Source organism: Paraburkholderia sp. HD33-4, from assembly GCF_021390635.1.
GTDB lineage: Bacteria > Pseudomonadota > Gammaproteobacteria > Burkholderiales > Burkholderiaceae > Paraburkholderia.
In genome coordinates, this window is the sequence record NZ_JAJEJS010000001.1 from 3,727,126 (window position 1) to 3,745,724 (window position 18,599).

Annotated in this window: 16 protein-coding genes; 6 read left to right on the top strand and 10 right to left on the bottom strand. The window is 64.0% G+C overall.

What is annotated here, in order from left to right; genetic code table 11:
* Positions 1-21 precede the first annotated feature (21 nt).
* Together L0U84_RS16540 and L0U84_RS16545 are read left to right on the top strand one after the other, a co-directional pair.
* A complete protein-coding gene (locus L0U84_RS16540; protein WP_233851202.1) occupies positions 22-1,074 on the top strand; it encodes a hydrolase in 1,053 nt (350 codons plus the stop codon).
* Positions 1,067-1,642: a DUF2946 family protein gene (locus L0U84_RS16545; RefSeq protein ID WP_233851203.1), complete on the top strand. Its 576-nt coding sequence runs from the start codon at positions 1,067-1,069 to the stop codon at positions 1,640-1,642. The genes L0U84_RS16540 and L0U84_RS16545 overlap by 8 nt, the downstream gene beginning before the upstream one ends.
* A 30-nt stretch (positions 1,643-1,672) precedes the next feature.
* On the opposite strand, the gene L0U84_RS16550 is transcribed toward L0U84_RS16545, so the two are convergent.
* Positions 1,673-3,394: a M48 family metalloprotease gene (locus L0U84_RS16550; protein WP_233851204.1), complete on the bottom strand. Its 1,722-nt coding sequence runs from the start codon at positions 3,392-3,394 to the stop codon at positions 1,673-1,675.
* Positions 3,395-3,581: 187 nt separating this feature from the next.
* Here L0U84_RS16550 and moaC point away from each other — a divergent pair, with 187 nt between their 5' ends.
* Both moaC and L0U84_RS16560 read left to right on the top strand, forming a co-directional pair.
* Positions 3,582-4,061, top strand: coding sequence for a cyclic pyranopterin monophosphate synthase MoaC (moaC, locus tag L0U84_RS16555; protein WP_233851205.1), 480 nt, complete (start codon positions 3,582-3,584; stop codon positions 4,059-4,061).
* A gap of 31 nt (positions 4,062-4,092) precedes the next feature.
* The gene (locus L0U84_RS16560; RefSeq protein WP_233851206.1) at positions 4,093-4,443 is read left to right on the top strand and encodes a nucleotide pyrophosphohydrolase; all 351 of its coding nucleotides are present in this window, start codon (positions 4,093-4,095) and stop codon (positions 4,441-4,443) included.
* A gap of 57 nt (positions 4,444-4,500) precedes the next feature.
* On the opposite strand, the gene L0U84_RS16565 is transcribed toward L0U84_RS16560, so the two are convergent.
* The 9 genes from L0U84_RS16565 to recA all read right to left on the bottom strand — a co-directional run bounded on the left by L0U84_RS16565 (position 4,501) and on the right by recA (position 15,823).
* Positions 4,501-6,285: a PglL family O-oligosaccharyltransferase gene (locus tag L0U84_RS16565; protein ID WP_233851207.1), complete on the bottom strand. Its 1,785-nt coding sequence runs from the start codon at positions 6,283-6,285 to the stop codon at positions 4,501-4,503.
* A gap of 125 nt (positions 6,286-6,410) precedes the next feature.
* On the bottom strand, positions 6,411-8,117 hold the full coding sequence (gene ltrA / locus L0U84_RS16570; protein ID WP_233851208.1) for a group II intron reverse transcriptase/maturase: 1,707 nt from the start codon (positions 8,115-8,117) through the stop codon (positions 6,411-6,413).
* 1,166 nt (positions 8,118-9,283) lie between these two features.
* Positions 9,284-9,907 carry a pilin gene (locus L0U84_RS16575; protein WP_326491178.1) on the bottom strand — a complete coding sequence of 208 codons (624 nt, stop codon included), beginning with the start codon at positions 9,905-9,907 and terminating at the stop codon, positions 9,284-9,286.
* 155 nt (positions 9,908-10,062) lie between these two features.
* Positions 10,063-10,767: a TerC family protein gene (locus L0U84_RS16580; protein WP_233852050.1), complete on the bottom strand. Its 705-nt coding sequence runs from the start codon at positions 10,765-10,767 to the stop codon at positions 10,063-10,065.
* Between the two features lie 166 nt (positions 10,768-10,933).
* Positions 10,934-11,815, bottom strand: a complete 882-nt coding sequence (gene sucD, locus L0U84_RS16585; RefSeq protein WP_062124510.1) for a succinate--CoA ligase subunit alpha — start codon at positions 11,813-11,815, stop codon at positions 10,934-10,936.
* Between the two features lie 130 nt (positions 11,816-11,945).
* Positions 11,946-13,115: an ADP-forming succinate--CoA ligase subunit beta gene (sucC, locus tag L0U84_RS16590; protein ID WP_129960240.1), complete on the bottom strand. Its 1,170-nt coding sequence runs from the start codon at positions 13,113-13,115 to the stop codon at positions 11,946-11,948.
* Between the two features lie 52 nt (positions 13,116-13,167).
* Complete coding sequence (locus tag L0U84_RS16595) at positions 13,168-13,842, bottom strand: DUF2889 domain-containing protein (protein WP_233851210.1); 675 nt, start codon at positions 13,840-13,842, stop codon at positions 13,168-13,170.
* A 129-nt stretch (positions 13,843-13,971) separates the two neighbouring features.
* Positions 13,972-14,739 carry a recombination regulator RecX gene (gene recX, locus L0U84_RS16600; RefSeq protein WP_233851212.1) on the bottom strand — a complete coding sequence of 256 codons (768 nt, stop codon included), beginning with the start codon at positions 14,737-14,739 and terminating at the stop codon, positions 13,972-13,974.
* A 7-nt stretch (positions 14,740-14,746) separates the two neighbouring features.
* Positions 14,747-15,823, bottom strand: a complete 1,077-nt coding sequence (gene recA, locus L0U84_RS16605; protein WP_233851214.1) for a recombinase RecA — start codon at positions 15,821-15,823, stop codon at positions 14,747-14,749.
* A 255-nt stretch (positions 15,824-16,078) separates the two neighbouring features.
* Between recA and L0U84_RS16610 the strand changes: the two genes are divergently transcribed.
* Together L0U84_RS16610 and L0U84_RS16615 are read left to right on the top strand one after the other, a co-directional pair.
* On the top strand, positions 16,079-16,876 hold the full coding sequence (locus L0U84_RS16610) for a response regulator transcription factor (protein ID WP_233851216.1): 798 nt from the start codon (positions 16,079-16,081) through the stop codon (positions 16,874-16,876).
* Between the two features lie 9 nt (positions 16,877-16,885).
* The gene (locus tag L0U84_RS16615; RefSeq protein ID WP_233851217.1) at positions 16,886-18,424 is read left to right on the top strand and encodes a sensor histidine kinase; all 1,539 of its coding nucleotides are present in this window, start codon (positions 16,886-16,888) and stop codon (positions 18,422-18,424) included.
* Positions 18,425-18,599: the final 175 nt, after the last annotated feature.

The window sequence follows — 18,599 nt, forward strand, 5'->3', positions numbered from 1 at the left end:
TTTTCTCGCTTTTCCGCCGGTATGAGTTCGACGCCCGATAAACCCGCTTTCTCCGGTACGGCCCCCGCCAGGGTGGCGGCCGCCGCCGAGGCGACCGTCGAGTTGCTATACCGCGCGCCGCTGTGGCTGCCCAACCGGCATGCGCAAACGATCGTCCCGTCGCTGTTCGCGCGCCGCCCCGCGGTGTCGTTTCGCCGCGAACGCTGGGATACGCCGGACGGTGATTTCATCGATCTCGACTGGGTCGCGCACGATACTCCGCCCACCGACACCGCCCCCCTCTTCGTGCTGTTCCACGGCCTCGAAGGCAGTTCGTCGTCGCACTACGCGGTCGCGCTGATGGCCGCCGCACGCGAGTATGGCTGGCACGGCGTGGTGCCGCACTTTCGCAGCTGCAGCGGCCCGCTGAACCGGCTGCCGCGTTTCTATCATCTCGCTGACAGCAACGAGGTCGACTGGATCCTGCGTCGCCTGCGCGCGACGCATCGCGGGCCGGTGGTCGCGGCGGGCGTGTCGCTCGGCGGCAACGTGCTGCTGCGCTGGCTCGGCGAGCGGCAAGACGACGCGGCACACGTGGTAGCTGCCGCCGCGGCGATTTCGACACCGATCGACGTCCACGCGGGCGGCCGCGCGCTGTCGCAAGGCTTCGGCCTCGTCTACACGCGCAGCTTCCTGAAGACGCTGAAACACAAGGCCAACCAGAAACTCGAGCAGTTCCCCGGCCTGTTCGACCGCGACGCGATGCTCGCAAGCCGCACGATGTACGAGTTCGACAACGTCGTGACCGCGCCGCTGCACGGCTTTCGCGATACCGACGACTACTGGAGCACCGCAACCACCCGCCCGCTGCTACCGCACATTCAGGTGCCGACGCTCGTGCTCAACGCGCGCAACGACCCGTTCCTGCCGGCCGAGGCGCTGCCGTCGCGGCACGAAGTGTCGGCGGCGGTCGAGCTTTATCAGCCCGAGCACGGCGGCCACGCGGGCTTCATGACCGGGCCGTTCCCGGGCCGCATCGACTGGCTGTCGCGGCGCGTGTTCGGCTATCTGGAGCGACACGTCGATCATGGATGACATCGTCAAACAGTCGTTGATCAAATGGCCGAACGTGCCGAGTTGCACCGGCTGGCTGATGCTCGACCGGCGCGGCAACTGGCGCATGCGCGACGAAGCGGCCCAGGCGAGCGGCGCGCCCGGCACGCCGATCCGGCACGAGGCGCTGCTGGGCTTCATCAACCGGAACTACGAGGTCGACGAGCGCGGACAGTGGTTTTTCCAGAATGGGCCGCAGCGCGTGTATGTCGAGCTGGGTTATACGCCGTGGGTGGTCAGGTTGTCCGCAGACGCGGCTGGGTCGCTTGCGTTGCACGACCAGGGTAGCCGCCCGTTCGATCCGGCCGCGGTGTTCGTCGATGAAGACGGCGGCATTCTATTCGCCGATCGCTCGCAACCAGCACGCATCGCGGTGCTGCACGATCACGACCTCGAGATTTTCTCCGATCACGCGACGCTCGCCGACGATGGCTCATTGAGCGGCACATTCCACTGGAGCGCTCAGCTCACACTGCCGCTGCAAAGCGTGCGACGCGATCAGGTGGCCGCGCGCTTCGGCTTCGTCGCGAGCCCGGCGGCGCTGGCCTGACGCGCGTAGCGGCGCGCGTTCGCGTCCACCCTACCCCTTCTCGTCGAGCCGCTCTTCCTTGTAGCGGCTCTCCATCTCGTGCAGACGCGCGTCGACGGTCGCGAGGTCGTAATAGCCGATCGTCTTCAGGTCGCGCGCGTCCTTCAGCTGCCGGATCGCCGATGGCCACGCCCCTTCCAGCGCGAACTTCTCCGCCATCGCGCGATGCTGCGTCAACGCATCGCCACTGCCCGCGCTCGCCTGCGCGAGATACAGCCACCACGCGGGTTGATCGGGATGCGCCTGGGTTTCCTTTTTCGCGAGCGCCTGCGCGTCGGTGAAGCGGTGCAGCGTCAACAGCGTTTGGATATGCATGTCGATCGCGGCGTTCGACTGCGGCCAGCGCTTCTGCGCGAACTCGGCGAGACGTGCGGCTTCGTCGACGTGACCCGCTCGCCGCGCGATGTCGGTCGCGAGCACGTCGAGGCTCGGCGAATCGCGCTCGGGCTCGCCTTCCGCACGCGCGCCCGAGACGAACGTCGCGCGCGCGTTCGCAAGCGATGCCGCGGCGTCATCGTAACGCTCGAGCAGCATCTGGCCGTACGCGATGCCGTACCAGTTCGCCGCGACGTTCAGCGCGGTGCGGTCGTCGATTTCCGAGCGCAATCGCGAAATCTCGTCGGCGTACTCGTTGCGCGCATGGTCCTGCAACAAACGCGCGCGCGCCCGCACGAAGCCGTACTCGGGGTCTTGATGCGGCTGCCGGTACGGCGCGCGACGCGCTCGGTCCTCCATGTCGGCGATCCGCTCGCCGGTCAGCGGATGCGTGCGCGTGTAGGCCGGCACGCCGTTTTCGTTCATCGCCGCGCGGTCGAGCCGGTGGAAGAAAGTCGGCATCGCGTAGGGATCGTAGCCGGCGCCGGCGAGCAGCAGAAAGCCGACGCGGTCCGCCTCCTGCTCGGCCGATCGCGAGAAGCGCAGCTGGCTGTCAACCGCATACGCCTCGCTGCCGAGCGCGATCGCGCTGCCGAGGTCGCCGCTGTGCGCGAGTACGCCAGCCAGCACGCCGAACAGCACACCGACGAGCGCCGCGTAGCCGCTGCGCTCGCCGTTCGAGATCATCCGCGAGATGTGCCGCTGCAGCACGTGCCCCATCTCGTGACCCAGCACGGACGCGAGCTCGGACTCGGTCTGCGTCGCCTCGATCAGTCCCGTATTCACGCCGATGAAACCGCCCGGCAGCGAAAACGCGTTGATCTGCGCGTCGCGCACCGCGAATAGCTCAAAGTCCGGCCGATAACCGCCGATGTACAGCGCGCTGGCAGCCGCCGCTAGCTTGGCGGCGACCGAATTCAGGTAGTCGCGCACGAGCCAGTCGTCGAGATAGTCGGGGTCGCGGCGGATCTCGCGCATCACGCGCTCGCCGAGCTTGCGTTCGGCCTGCGGGGTCAGCGAGCCGGCACCGCCGCTGCCGAGATCGGGCAATTGCTGCGCGACGATCGGCGCGCGCCAGTCGGTGCTGCCGGCTTTGCCGCCGTTGCCGCCATTGGAAAAACGGCTCTGCGCGCCGCCATACGTGCCGAACACGCCACGCGCGATGTCGGGCGGCAGGATCGGATCGGCAGATGCGTCGCTCGAGCCGCTGACGAGCGGCGCCTCGGACGATGACGTTCCCGGCGCGACGGCCGCCCCGCCAGTCGATTGCGCGAACGCGCCCGGCGGCATCGCGAGCGCGACGGATAGCAACGCAGCGAGGAATCGTTTTGAATGCATCGCGAAGCCGATCTGACGAAGTCGAAAAACGCCGCCCGTGGCCCGGACTAAGATAGCGGGCAGGTGCGTCGCAGGACGCATACAAGCCAAACCGCAGAGCACGACGCAGCGCAACCGTAATCAGTCGCCGCGACAATTCGAGGCCGCGCCGCACTGCTATGATAGGCGCCCTCTGAAGGAGTCAACCATGCCTGAGCTCACTCATTTCGATGCGTCTGGTGACGCGCATATGGTGGACGTCGGCGGCAAGCAGGAGACCAGGCGCATCGCGATCGCGCGTGGCTCGATCCGCATGCTTCCCGACACGTTCGCGCTGATCCGCGACGGCAACGCCAAAAAGGGCGACGTGATCGGCATCGCACGGATCGCGGCGATCCAGGCCTCGAAGCGCACCGCCGATCTGATTCCGCTGTGCCATCCGCTCGCGCTGACACGCGTGAAAGCCGATTTCGAACTCGACGAGCAGATGCCGGGCGTGCATTGCACGGTGCAGGTCGAGACGTTCGGGCGCACGGGCGTCGAAATGGAGGCGCTCACCGCCGTTCAGATCGGGCTGCTGACCGTGTACGACATGTGCAAGGCGGTGGATCGCGGCATGACCATCACCGATGTGAAGGTGATGGAAAAGCATGGCGGGAAATCGGGGGATTGGGTGGCGCAAGCATGAAGCGCGGTTCGGCAACTATCCGGGTAGCAACATGACCATCGACGAACTGCTCGAGCAGCTACTGGTGTTTCGCGACGCGCGCGACTGGCGGCAGTTTCATACGCTGCGCAACCTGATCGTCTCCACCGGCATCGAAGCCGGCGAGCTTCTGGAGACGATTCAATGGAAGTCGGACGCGCAGATCGACGCGCTGCTCAGCGATCCCGCGCAATCGACGAATCTCAGGCACGAGTGCGCCGATGTCTTCATGTACCTGCTGCTGGTCGCCCATACCGCCGGCTTCGATCTCGTCGACGCGGCGGCGGAAAAACTGAAGCTGAACGAAGCGCGCTACCCCGTCGACAAGGCGAAAGGGACCGCTGCGAAGTATTCCGATATTTGAACTTTGAGGCGCGCAAGCCCGGCTTGGCGCCACCGCGCCTAAGCCTGCGCGTTGCGATCAATCTTCGTCGCTGTCGTCGTCCGGCGTCGCATCGGCCGCCGGCGTGCCGTAGCGCTTCACCAACTGCTCCTTGAAGCCCGCGAGCGACTTCTGCTCGTCGACGAGCTGGTACAGATAGCCGAGTTGCGCCGGCCAGTCCTTCAGTTCCTCGGCGAAGATCCGCAGGCGTTCGACCGTGTCGAGCGCCGCCGCGGTATCGCCGGTCAGCGCCTGCAGCACCGCATAGCGACGCAGCACCGTCTCGCCCGGCAGCAGCGCGATCGCCTGCTTGTGCATCGAGAGCTTGCGCTGCAGGTTCAGCGGATTCATCGGCTGCAGCGTCGCGAGACCGTATTCGCCCCACGCGCCGAACAGGAACGACGGATCGGCGCCGTACTGCTCGGCCGGACGCTCGCCGTAGTACAGCACCTCGGCACGCGCATAGTCGCGATACACCGGATACAGCGAGGCGAGTCCGCCGAACACCACGACCGCGAACGCGCCGAGCGACAAATTCGCCGGCACCGCGCGCAACGGCCGCGTTTCGAGCAGGCCGAACACGAACATCGCGGGCAACAGGAAGAACATGTACTGCTGCGGATACTCGACGAGCGCATGCATCGTCAGCACGCCGATCAGCGCGATGCCGAACACGCGCGCGGCACTTTGCGGCGCACGCACGACGCGCACGAGCCACGCGACGAGACCCACGAGCACGATCGCCAGGCCGATCAGACCGGTTTTCGCGAGCAGGTCGACGAAGATGTCGTGCGAGTTGTTGGCGATTTCGACGCCGCCCAGCTGCCTGACGAGTTCGAACTGATAGCTCGGGAATCCGCCCCAGCCGACGCCGAGCAGCGGATGCTGCTTGAACATCGTCCAGCCGTATTTCAACAGCGCGATGCGCGGCGCGATCTGGCCGGCGTCCTGGAAGCGCTCGGCCGCCGACTGCCCGAGTTCCAGGTGATAGCGCACATTGGCCCAGCGGATCAGCGCATTGACCACGAAGAACAGCACCCCGAGCGCGATCGGCACCAGCCATTCGCGGTTGCTGCGGCGCAGTCGCGGTTCATTGCGGGTCTGCGCGAAGGCCATCCAGAAGCCGGCCACGACGATCACGCCCATCTGCAGCCACGGACCGCGCGATACGGTCAGCGCGAGGCCGACCGAGAAAATCGTCGACACGAGCAGCCAGATCGGCACCGCGATGCGGCGCGTCTGCACGAGGTACAGCGCGCCGGCCATCGCGAACGCGATATACGTCGCCAGGTGGTTCGCCTGCGCCATGTTGCCGAACGGCCGGCGCTCGACGGTAATGTTGTACGCGACGACGAGCGGAGCCACGCGTGTCTCGAGGTGAAACAGCTGGATGACCTGGCTGAACACCGCGAACAGTCCGCCGACGATCAGCGCCCCCGCCGCCCAGCGCAGCGCGGTTTCGTCGAGCTTCACGCGCGTGAAGCCATAGCCTACGTGCACGGCCATCCACGCGGCGAGCAGGAAGCCTGCGCCGAGCCAGTTCATCGACGGCTCCGTGACTGGCAGCACGAACGTCTGCACGACCAGCACGAGGCCGAACAGCAAGGGCACGAGCGCGACCGTGGGCGACGCGAAGCTCAGGCGCGGCCGCGTGGTCGCGACCAGCAACACGACGGCCGCCCCGGTCAGCAGATACAGCGCGAGCGCGGTGAATTCGGCGTAGAAGGTTGGGATCGGATACGTATGGTTGGCGACCGCGTAGGGCAGGATCAACGCAAGAGCCAGCAGTACGAGAGATAGGTAGCGCGCGAAAGGGTTGGGCATCGAATCAACGGTGGGCATCAGGTAGGGTAGCCCCCCTTCCTTGCGGAAGAGGGGCCCCCTAAGAACCGTACGTGCGAGTTTCCCCGCATACGGCTCAAGCCTACATATTTCTTTACAAAGCCCCGTCAGTGCAACGACGGAGCCGGCTTAGTTACCACAAGTTTACCAACGTGTACCTGCCGGTGGCAGTCGGGGTGTAGCAAGACCCTGTTGGAAAGAGCGTCGGTCCCGCCATGCATCCGATATTCCAGATGATGGTCGTGCCAACTGGTCTCGTTCGTCAGAGCCCAACCACAGTGCGCACATAACCCGCCCTGTGATTTGTACAGCGCCACCCATTGCTTGCGATAGCGCATTGAGTACTCCATGCGCTCCTGCCGCAATTGCTCGCTGTACTGCTCCCACAGCGGATCAAAAGGATTGAATTCCCCTTTGACCTTCCTGTGGCGCTTGATGTCCGTACCGCTGATCTGGTACAGCTCAAGCAAACCCTTGCTGCCGTCCTCTTGAACTACGGGAGCGGCGAACACCCAATGCCGGTTGCCGAGCGAGTGAAAGTACTTCCGTCTCACCCACTCCGCGCTCTTCTTTGGATGCCTCCGCTTCGACCACCGCCAGAGCCTGTAAAACACCAGCGACTCCATGCGGCTATACGCCTGCTTGGCTACTACAGGGCTGTGATATTGCGCCCAGCCTCGTAGCATCGGGTTCAGCAATCGGATCAACTCCTCCTGCTTTACCGCCTTGTGACCGCTGATCGTATCCGCCACCTTGCGATAGAACGTCTGCACGTTCTTCCTGCTCGGCTTGATGAGCAGCGTTCCCGAATACTTCCGGAAATTCCACCCAAGGAAATCAAAGCCTTCGTCAATGTGACCGATCCGGGTCTTCTCCTGCGATAGTTGCAATCCCCGTACCGCGAGGAAGGTCTCTATCCAAGGCCTGACTTCGTGTTCCAGCATCTCTTTCGAGTCGCCGGTGATGACGAAGTCGTCCGCGTATCGAACCACATTCACTTTCAGCTTGTTCGCTTTCCCGATCCCAAATTTTGCACCGAGGTACGCAATCAGTTCCCGTTCCAGCCCGTTCAGCGTTACGTTTGCCAGCGTCGGGGAGATGATGCCTCCCTGCGGCGTACCGGCCTCCGTCGCCTGTAGCTGCCCTTTGTAAATCAGGCCAGCCTTCAACCATTTGCGAAGGATCACCCTGTCCATCGGGACATTGTTCTCCAGCCACTCGTGGTTGATGTGGTCAAAGCATCCCTTGATGTCCGCTTCAAGTACCCATTGCGCCGAACGGCGACGGGCCATGACAACGAAAATCTGAGACATGGCATCAGCCGTCGAACGATTGAGCCTAAACCCATAAGAGTTCGGGTCACTCGTCGACTCTGCTACCGGCTCCAAGCCCAGCAGATACAAGGCTTGCATCGCCCTGTCCCGCATGGTCGGAATGCCCAGAGGGCGCTCCTTCCCATTTGCCTTGGGGATAAAGATTCTCCGTAGAGGCAGAGGCTTATATCCGTGCCGCTTCAACCTGCCGACAGCAAGCCACCGGCTTTCAGGCGAATCCCATAGCTCGCGATCGACTCCAGCCGTTCGCGCACCCTGGTTCTGCGTAACACGTCGTACCGCATACAACTTTGCGGACAACGTGCGAGTCAGCATCCGTTGCAAGGCTTTCACCCTGCGCCAGTCACTTTCTCGCGTCGCCTTCGCAATTCGAATCTGCATCCCTCTCACGTTCCGTTCAACCCGACGCCAATCTATGGCGTGCCAGTTGTCCGGCGCGTGGGAAAGCGCAGATCCGGTCTTTCGACCAGATACTTTCATGCTGCTCTCCTACCTGGAAAAGTCCCCAGACAGAAGGCGCATCTCCCCCAGCGGGGCAGATACACCCCGCTGGGGAACAACAAAACTCAATGCAGGCGCATGCACCTGCATCTGACCAAGTTACAGAGGGTAGTCAGCCGTCTTGCGACGGTAGACCAGACGGAAGTCTGCCCGCTTTCGCGTGAGGTGATGTTCCAACCCCTATCCGAACCATTACAGCCCGGCTTTCGCTTTTTCCGTCCTCCCATACCTGCACAATCAACAGCGTCCCTTGCGGTCCGCCTGCCAGCCTTACTGCGCTGGCAACCATACAGGCTTACCACGTTCCCGGCATGTCACACGACTGACGTAGGTTCTGCCTCTTCCCCGGTGGCTAAATGACGACGTAATCCGACGGTTGAGCGAATTAACCAGCCACGTACCTTTTGGTTAGAGCCCAATGTTCAAGCAGCTTTGGCTCCTCAGTGCTTACGAGGTTTATCAGCAGTTCACTTACATTAACCCTATCAGCCAGCCTAGCTCCTCAACCCCCTTGCTGCTGGGAGTCTCCAGATCGTTCCTCGCGGAGCCGATCTGCCCGAAACGTCCGGGGGCTACGTTGTCAGAAGAGCTTCACACCCCACCGTTGCCAGTGACGCATGTCTTCCTAGGCTACTGCTGGTCGTACAGCAGGTTCACTTCCTCACCCGGACATCAGGCAAGGCAAAACAATGACACACCGAGCTTTCGCTCGTATCGGTTTGCGAATCCGTTGCTGTTGAAAGCGCGGGAATTGCACACGACATCCCGCCCGGTCGGCGGAGATGAAGCCGCTGACTGGGCGGGACCTGACGGTAGTCAGGTCAATACAATGCGATCCTCCGGCTGGACAAGCCCGGGTCACGCTTCACAAAAATATCGGGCGTAGTCCAGAAGGACCACACACTCAGCTACTAGAAATCGCCCCCGAAGAGGCCTCAAGCACATCTTTACTGCAGTCGATGCTCGTAACGTGAGCGAACGGACACGAGCGTGCGTGTCGCACCAACCGGCGCACTATACAAAAAATTCGTTGCACTGTGCGCCGGCCCGGCCGAAATAGGCTGAAAATCAGCCCTTTACGTTGTGGCTTCGACTCATCCGGTCAGCGTTCGGCCGCTGTCTCGTTCACTGACTCAGTTGCCCCCTTACGAGCGGCATTCGGGCGGCGCCAGGTTCGCAGCGAGCGTCGGCGCTTCGGTTGGCATCGGCCCCGAACCCGGCGCCGGCAACGACGACGCGCTCTTGCCGCCAGCAAAGCATTCCCACGTCAGCGCGCCGGTCTGCACCGCGTCCTTGCTCAACGCGACGCGTGCGCTCGGCGCGTCCGCATTGTCCGGCACCGAGGGCACCAGCGTCATCGTGTTCGCGCCGGACTGCGCGACCCGCGTCGAGTACGTGATCATGATCTGGCCGGTGTCGTCGTCGATCTGGATGGACTCGACGTTGCGGGTGGCGGGCGGCGACGCATAGCCGCCGCTGAACGCGTTGCCGCTCGCGGCGTTTTCGGCCACCGCGAGCCGCGCCGACGCCGCGAGCGACAAGCCCTCGCCGACCCGGCTGCGCGCCAGATAGTCCTGGTACGCGGGAATTGCATAGGCCGCGATCACGCCGACGATCGCGAGCACGATCATCAATTCGATCAGCGTGAAACCGACGCCGCAGCGGCGGCGGATGCGCGCGAACCAGCTCGCGCGCCAGCGTGCGCGGCGCAACGAACGCATGGATTGCGTCGACTGAGAGTAAGGGGAATACGGCAGGGTAACGATCATCGGCAGACTCCTGATACGAGAAACGCCTGCCCCGTGGATCGGGAACAGGCGCTTCAATCGTAGCGAGCGAAGCTCGCGCGTCACAGTCAGCCGGATGGCCAGGCTTGCATTCGGACGGCATCACGGTTTAGGCAGTGGCACCGTCAGCGCCACGCTCACACCGCCGCGCGTTTCGCGTAACGGCGCTTGAGCAGATAACCGACGATCACGACGAACAGCGCGCCCGCGATGCTCATCCCGTATTCGGCCACCGGCGTGTCGAGGATCGGCCAGCGGTCGCCGGCCGGGTCGTTGACCATCAGACCGCCCGCGATCCAGCCGAGCAGCCCCGCGCCGAACAGCACGATGCCCGGAAAGCGATCGAGCAGCTTCAGAATCAGCTGGCTACCCCACACGATCAGCGGAATGCTCACGACGAGGCCGAAGATCACCAGAGCCAGACGGTGGTCGTGCTCCGCGGCTTCGGCCGCGCCCGCGATCGCGATCACGTTGTCGACGCTCATCACCGCATCCGCGACGATGATCGTCTTTACCGCCGAGATCAGCCTGTCGGCCGGCTTCACGTTGCCGTGCCCCTCGTGCGCCGGCGCGAGCAGGCGCACGCCGATCCACAGCAGCAGCAGGCCACCCGCGAACTTCAGGAACGGCACGTCGAGCAGCACGACCGCGAACGCGATCAGCACGACACGCAGCACGATCGCGCCGACGGTCCCCCACACGATGCCGCGCATGCGCTGCGTCTGCGGCAGGTTGCGACAGGCGAGCGCAATCACGACCGCGTTATCGCCGCCGAGCAGAATGTCGATGACGATGATCTGAAAGACCGAGCCCCAATGGAGGGTCGTGAAGAATTCGAGCATGGACAAAAGCATTAGAAAGAATCGGCCGGGCGGACAGCAACCCGGCGCAAGCGCGGACGAAAAAAAAGCGGGGGAGTCTGCACTCCCCCGCTTTTCGGGACCGCTCGCTCACGAAAGGACTTCGTAAGCGTATCAAAATCGCGCGCCTAGGGCACGCGAATTCGATTTACAGCATCGCCTTCAGAAGACGCGCCATTTCCGACGGGTTCTTCGTGACCTTGATACCGCATGCGTCCATGATTTCCAGCTTCGCTTCAGCGGTGTCCGCACCGCCCGAGATCAGCGCGCCGGCGTGGCCCATGCGCTTGCCCGGAGGCGCCGTGACGCCAGCGATGAAGCCAACCACCGGCTTCTTCATGTTGTCCTTGATCCACTCGGCAGCGTTCGCTTCGTCCGGACCGCCAATTTCGCCGATCATGATGACCGCGTCCGTATCCGGATCGTCGTTGAACATCTTCATCACGTCGATGTGCTTCAGACCGTTGATCGGGTCGCCGCCGATACCGACTGCCGACGACTGGCCGAGGCCGATCGCGGTCAGCTGGCCGACTGCTTCATACGTCAGCGTGCCCGAACGCGACACGACGCCGATGCGGCCCTTGCGGTGGATGTGACCCGGCATGATGCCGATCTTCAGTTCGTCCGGCGTGATCGTGCCCGGGCAGTTCGGTCCGAGCAGCAGCGTCTTGCGGTTTTCTGCGCGCATGCGGGCCTTGAGCTCGATCATGTCGCGGACAGGAATGCCTTCCGTGATGCAGATTGCGAGATCCAGGTCGGCTTCGACGGCTTCCCAGATTGCCGCGGCAGCGCCTGCCGGCGGAACGTAAATCACCGACACGGTCGCGCCCGTTTCGGCCTTCGCTTCAGCGACGCTCGCGTAGATGGGAATGCCTTCGAAATCTTCGCCGGCGCGCTTCGGGTTCACGCCCGCGACGTACGCTTCGCGGCCGTTTGCGTATTCACGGCAAGCACGCGTGTGGAACTGACCGGTCTTGCCGGTGATGCCCTGCGTGATGACCTTGGTGTCTTTGTTGATCAGAATCGACATGTATTGACCTCTGTTCGTTTGGCGTCGCGCGTGTGCGCCACTCGGCGCGATATTTCACGCCTGAGTCGCTCGCGCGCCGCCACTCGTCATTTTGGCAAATGAGCTGGTAAATGCGCCGTAGACAGGTGGCTTACGCCTTGCCCGAAGCAGCCGCGACGACCTTCTGAGCCGCTTCTTCCATGCTGTCGGCCGCGATGATCGGCAGACCGGATTCGGCGAGCATCTTCTTGCCCAGGTCTTCGTTCGTGCCCTTCATGCGGACCACGAGCGGCACCTTCAGCGACACGGCCTTCGAGGCCGCGATCACGCCTTCCGCGATCACGTCGCAGCGCATGATGCCACCGAAGATGTTGACCAGAATCGCGGTCAGGTTCGGGTTCTTCAGCATGATCTTGAACGCTTCGGTGACCTTCTCTGTCGTCGCGCCACCGCCGACGTCGAGGAAGTTCGCCGGTTCGCCGCCGAACAGCTTGATGGTGTCCATCGTTGCCATTGCGAGGCCAGCGCCGTTCACGAGGCAGCCGATGTTGCCGTCGAGCGAGATGTACGCGAGGTCGAACTTCGATGCTTCGACTTCAGCCGGATCTTCTTCGTCCAGATCGCGGTAAGCGACGATTTCCGGGTGACGGAACAGCGCGTTCGAGTCGAAGTTGAACTTCGCGTCGAGCGCGATGACCTTGCCGTCGCCGGTCAGGATCAGCGGGTTGATTTCGGCGAGCGACGCGTCGGTTTCCCAGAATGCCTTGTACAGGCCTTGCAGGATCGCGCGAGCTTGCGGGATCGAAGCGTCGGGCACGCCGATCTTCTTCGCGAGGTCGTCGGCTTCCGAGTCCTTCAGGCCGGTCGTCGGGTCGACGGCAACCTTGTGGATCAGCTCAGGCGTCTTTTCCGCGACTTCTTCGACGTCCATGCCGCCTTCGCTCGATGCCATCACGACGATCTTCTGCGAAACGCGATCGATCACGAGACCGACATACAGTTCCTTCTTGATGTCGGCGCCTTCTTCGATCAGCAGACGGTTGACCTTCTGGCCTTCCGGACCGGTCTGGTGCGTGACGAGCTGCATGCCGAGGATCTGGTTCGAGTACTCGCGAACCTGCTCCAGCGACTTGGCGACCTTGACGCCGCCGCCCTTGCCACGGCCACCTGCGTGGATCTGAGCCTTGACGACCCACACCGGGCCACCGAGCTCTTCCGCGGCCTTGACCGCATCATCCACCGAGAAGACCGGCTTGCCGCGCGGTACCGCGACGCCGAATTTCCGCAGGATTTCCTTACCCTGGTACTCGTGAATCTTCATGCGTGATTCCCTTCAGTCTGAGAGTTGGATTGAACTTCGTTTCCGCCGCCGTTCAGGCCGACGCGTCGCCGCTTCGTTCGCGGGCCGCCGCGTCGTCCGACGAGGCCGCGCGTTCCGCCGGACGCGGTGCGTGACCATACCAGCGCGGATAAAACTGTTTCACCGCCTCGCCGTCGAAACGCAGCGCGTGGCAGCGTCCCAGCTGGAATGGCGGCTTGTCGTTGGAATGTTCGCCTGTGCCGTTGGACGATTCGTCTCCCGAACCCGCGTTCGCGCCGGGCGTGCCGTCATCGGTATTCCACACGTCGCCGGCGAACGCCTGGATCGCGGCGGTCGGCAGGATCGCGCACAGCTCGGTGAGATGCGTGCAACCGGCCGTGCCGGCCAGCAAACGGGCAGCATCGCGACGGAAGTTGTGGAACAGATTGAGCCCGATGAGGGCACGGTAGGCGGGATTGCTGGCCTGGCACAACCCTGGATAGGGCACCCAGTCGGACGACGCCTCGGCGTCGACGACGTTGAGCTTGCGATCGATGGTGATGCGAAGCCAGAGTTCATGGATCGGCTGACCATTGGGCCGGATTCCCGACGCAAGCGCCACATCGCGTGGCTTTTCGTCGGTCAGGCACGCTTCCACATCCCACAGGCCATCGGCTCGCTCGTAAGCTTCCGCTCTGATTGCGCGACGATGGCGCAACTGACGGGACACTGGCGGGGAGAGCGACATGCGGGAAGGAAAGGCCGGATTGGAAAACCTCTGGATTTTAGCATAACGGGTATTTGGGACAGCCCCGATTGCGCACGGCCGTGCGACCGGTTACGGCGCGGCAATTGACCGGCCGCCGAGGCCGGCGTGCTAGTCGCCGTCCCACGTGTCGTCGATACCCTTCAGGATCTTGCCGATCGTCGCGCCGGAGAAGCCGCGCGACGCGAGAAAGCGCGCCTGCTTCGCTCGCTCGGCCGGCGTTTGCGGCAGCTGGCCGAACTTCTTGCGCCAGACCGCCTGGGCACGCGCGAGTTCGGTTTCGCGCAACTGCGCACTCGCCTCTTCGACGAGCGCCGGGTTCAGCGCGTGTTGCTTCAGTTCGCCGAGAATGCGACTCGTGCCGAGCCGCGATGCGCGCCGGTGGACCAGACTTTCCGCGAAGCGCGAGTCGGATAGCCAGTTTTCCGCTTCCAGCGAGTCGAGCACCGTGTCGAGCGAATCGGTTTCCTCGACGTAGGGCTTCAGCTTGCGCGCAAGTTCGGCGCGGCTATATTCGCGGCGCGACAGATAGCCGAGCGCGCGCGCTTTCAGCGAACGGGTTGGGCGTTGGGATTTTCCGCCGCCGTCTTCGTCGGACTGGCCCGGTTTCGCTTCGCCGGGTTGGCGGCGCGAGCGGGTGTAGGTGACATCGGAGGGGGTTTGGGAATCGTGCCCCGGGGAATCCGGGCTGGACGACGCTGCAGGGGATGCAGAGCGCGTACGCTGCGGGCCGCGGCCGGCAGCTCGGTCGTGTGCGTCGAACGATTCGAACGGGTCGAATGGATCGCCGGAGTCAGGCGATCCATCCGCCGTGTCGCGCGGGCCGTCCGGATAGCGTCCGGAGTCGGAACCGGACAGCGGCCGGCCTTTGCGTATCACGTGATGCTTACTCTTCTTCGCCCGCGACTTCAGCGTCCGCGCCGGTCACGGCGTCCGCCATCGCGGTGACGCCCAGCGATTCGCGGATGCGGTTTTCGATTTCGCGAGCGATGTCCGGATTTTCACGCAGGAATTCACGCGCGTTGTCCTTGCCCTGACCGATCCGCTCGCCGTTATAGCTGTACCATGCGCCGGCCTTGTCGACGATCTTCGCCTGCACGCCGAGGTCGATGACCTCGCCCTGACGCGAGATGCCCTCGCCGTACAGGATGTCGAAAATCGCTTCGCGGAACGGCGGCGACACCTTGTTCTTGACGACCTTCACGCGCGTTTCGTTGCCGATCACTTCGTCGTTCTTCTTGATCGAACCGATGCGGCGAATGTCCAGACGCACCGACGCGTAGAACTTCAGCGCGTTACCGCCCGTGGTGGTTTCCGGGTTGCCGAACATCACGCCGATCTTCATGCGGATCTGGTTGATGAAGATCACGAGGCAGTTCGTGCGCTTGATCGTGCCGGTCAGCTTGCGCAGCGCCTGCGACATCAGACGCGCCTGCAGACCCGGCAGCGAGTCGCCCATTTCGCCTTCGATTTCCGCCTTCGGCACCAGCGCCGCGACCGAGTCGATCACGATCATGTCGATCGAGCCCGAGCGCACCAGCGCGTCGGCGATTTCGAGCGCCTGTTCGCCGGTGTCCGGCTGCGAGACCAGCAGGTCGGCGACGTTCACGCCGAGCTTGCCCGCGTATTGAATGTCCAGCGCGTGCTCCGCGTCGATGAACGCCGCGGTGCCGCCGAGCTTCTGCATTTCGGCGATGACCTGCAGCGTCAGCGTGGTTTTACCGGACGATTCCGGACCGTAGATTTCGACCACGCGGCCGCGCGGCAAACCGCCGACGCCCAGTGCGATGTCGAGGCCGAGCGATCCGGTGGAGACCACCTGGATGTCTTCGACTGCCTCACCTGCGCCGAGCCGCATGACCGACCCTTTGCCGAACTGCTTTTCGATCTGCGCGAGCGCGGCAGCGAGAGCCTTGCTCTTTTCAGCAGTCAGTCCAGCCGAGCCTTTCTTGCTTTCTTCCATGAATCGTCCTTTGCTATGATGAACGGCGTCTGAGGCAGGTGTGCACCGGTGGTTCCGCTCAAATCGAGCCGAGTCTCCAGGACATCACACGAAACGCAGACACTGTATAAAAAAACAGTAGTTTTGGCAAGCGCGATTATGATGCGAACGCGCATTTTTTAGTGTCGCGCCGCCCCAACTACCCACAATAATGTTCGGAGACCGCTGCGCGCCGAGGCAACCCCCACGGTGCCGGCAAAGCCAGGCTGGCGCATCATGCGAATTCTGATAGCCGAAGACGACAGCATACTCGCGGACGGTCTGGTTCGATCACTCCGCCAATCGGCCTATGCGGTCGATCACGTCAAAAGCGGCGTAGAAGCCGATACCGCGTTGTCAATGCAGACGTTCGATCTATTGATCCTCGATCTGGGTCTGCCGCGCATGTCCGGACTCGAGGTGCTGCGCCGCCTGCGCGCGCGCAATTCGAACCTGCCCGTGCTGATCCTGACCGCCGCCGATAGCGTCGACGAACGCGTCAAGGGCCTCGACCTCGGCGCCGACGATTACATGGCCAAGCCCTTCGCGTTGAACGAACTCGAAGCGCGCGTGCGCGCGCTGACGCGGCGCGGTGCCGGCGGCGGCCCGACGGTCGTGCGGCATGGCTCGCTGTCGTTCGATCAGGTGGGCCGCATCGCCTATGTCAACGATCAGGTGATCGATCTGTCCGCGCGCGAGCTCGGCCTGCTCGAAGTGCTGCTGCAACGGATCGGCCGGCTGGTCTCGAAAGAGCAGCTCGTCGACCATCTGTGCGAATGGGGCGAGGAAGTCAGCAACAACGCGATCGAAGTCTACGTGCACAGGCTGCGCAAGAAGATCGAGCCGAGCGGCGTGCGCATCATCACCGTGCGCGGGCTCGGCTACTGCCTCGAAAAAGCGGCGCCGCCGGCAAATGCGAGCGCGCCCGCCGCCCCCGCCGGCTCCGAGCCGCAAACGGCACAAGCGGCCCAAGCTGCACAACCGTCCGCCGCGCCGTCGTCCGCCGCGATGCCGGCGAGCCACCACTACAAATAGAGGCCAGCGATGTCCGCACGCGCTGATCGTGCCACGGCGCACGCGGCGGACCTCGACGAGGCGCGCGACGCGCGCTACGCCAATCCGTTCGCGCCGCCCGACGAAACCGAAGCCGTCGCCGAAGCGCGTCCGCGCTCGCTGTTCGGCGAGATTCTCGACTGGATGCTCGCGCCGCTGCTGCTGCTGTGGCCGATGAGCCTCGCGGTCACGTATCTGGTCGCGAAGTCGATCGCCAACGGGCCGTTCGACCGCGCGCTCGAAACTGACGCCTACGTGCTTGCGCGTCAGATCCATCCGGTCAACGGTGTCGCGGAGCTGTCGCTGCCCGAGTCGACGCGCGATTTCCTGCGCGCCGACAACGTCGACAGTGTGTTCTTTCAGGTGCTCGGCACGCGCGGCGAGCTGGTGGCCGGCGAGCGTGACATGCCGCTGCCGCACGAGGAAGACCGCCCGCCGCCGGGCCTCGTCGAATTCCGCGACGACGTGCTGCGCGGCAGCGACATCCGCGTCGCGTATACCACCGTCGAATTTCCGCAGACGCCGGGCGCGCAGCCGGTGCTCGTGCAGGTCGCCGAAACGCTCGACAAGCGCAGCCAGCTCGCCAACGACATCATCAAGGGCGTGATCCTGCCGCAGTTCGTGATCCTGCCGCTCGCGATCCTGCTGGTGTGGTTCGGGCTCTCGCGCGGACTCGAGCCGCTGCATGCGCTGCAGGCGCATATCCGCGCGCGCCGGCCGGACGACCTGTCGCCGCTCGAGGCGCGCCGCGCGCCGCCGGAAATCGAGCCGCTCGTCACGTCGTTCAACGATCTGCTCACGCGCCTCGAACAGAACATGGAGTTGCAGAAGCGCTTCATCGCCGACGCCGCGCATCAGATGAAAACACCGCTCGCCGGCCTGCGCACGCAGGCGGAGCTCGCCTTGCGCCAGAACGCGTCGGCCGAGGTGCATCGCTCGCTCGAACAGATCGCGACCAGCTCCGAGCAAGCCGCGCGGCTCGTCACGCAGTTGCTCGCGCTCGCGCGCGCGGAGAACCGACGCTCGGGACAGATCTTCACGCCGGTCGAGCTCGGCGAACTCGCGCGCAGCGCGGTGCGCGAATGGGTGCAGGCCGCGCTCGCGAAGCAGATGGACATCGGCTACGAAGCGCCCGACGAGCCGGTCGAAGTCGCCGGCAATCCGGTGATGCTTCGCGAAATGCTGTCGAACCTGATCGACAACGCGATCCGCTATACGCCGGCGGGCGGCCGCATCACCGTGCGGGTGCGGCACGACGTCCCCGCACGGCTCGTGCATCTGGAAGTCGAGGACACCGGACTCGGCATTCCGGCCAGCGAGCGCTCGCGCGTGGTCGAACGCTTCTACCGGATTCTCGGCCGCGAGGGTGACGGCAGCGGCCTCGGCCTTGCGATCGTGCGCGAGATCACGGCGATGCACGGCGGCGAGCTCGCCATCGACGACAACGTGTACCAGGAGTCGCCGCGGCTCGCCGGCACCCTGGTGCGTGTCAGCTTGCACGTGCTCGAACGGGGGCGGGACTTACCCTAACGCGGCCGGATCGGTGGCAATCCCGCGACGCATTTTCGAGATACTTCCGTGCTCGTTAGAAGAACATAGCGATTCGTTGGCGAAATTTGACCACAGATTCGTCGAATTACCGGACCACCCCAGCTTCTACCCCTGAGTCAGAACGCCGTAAGTTTCCACTCCAATAATCGGTTGC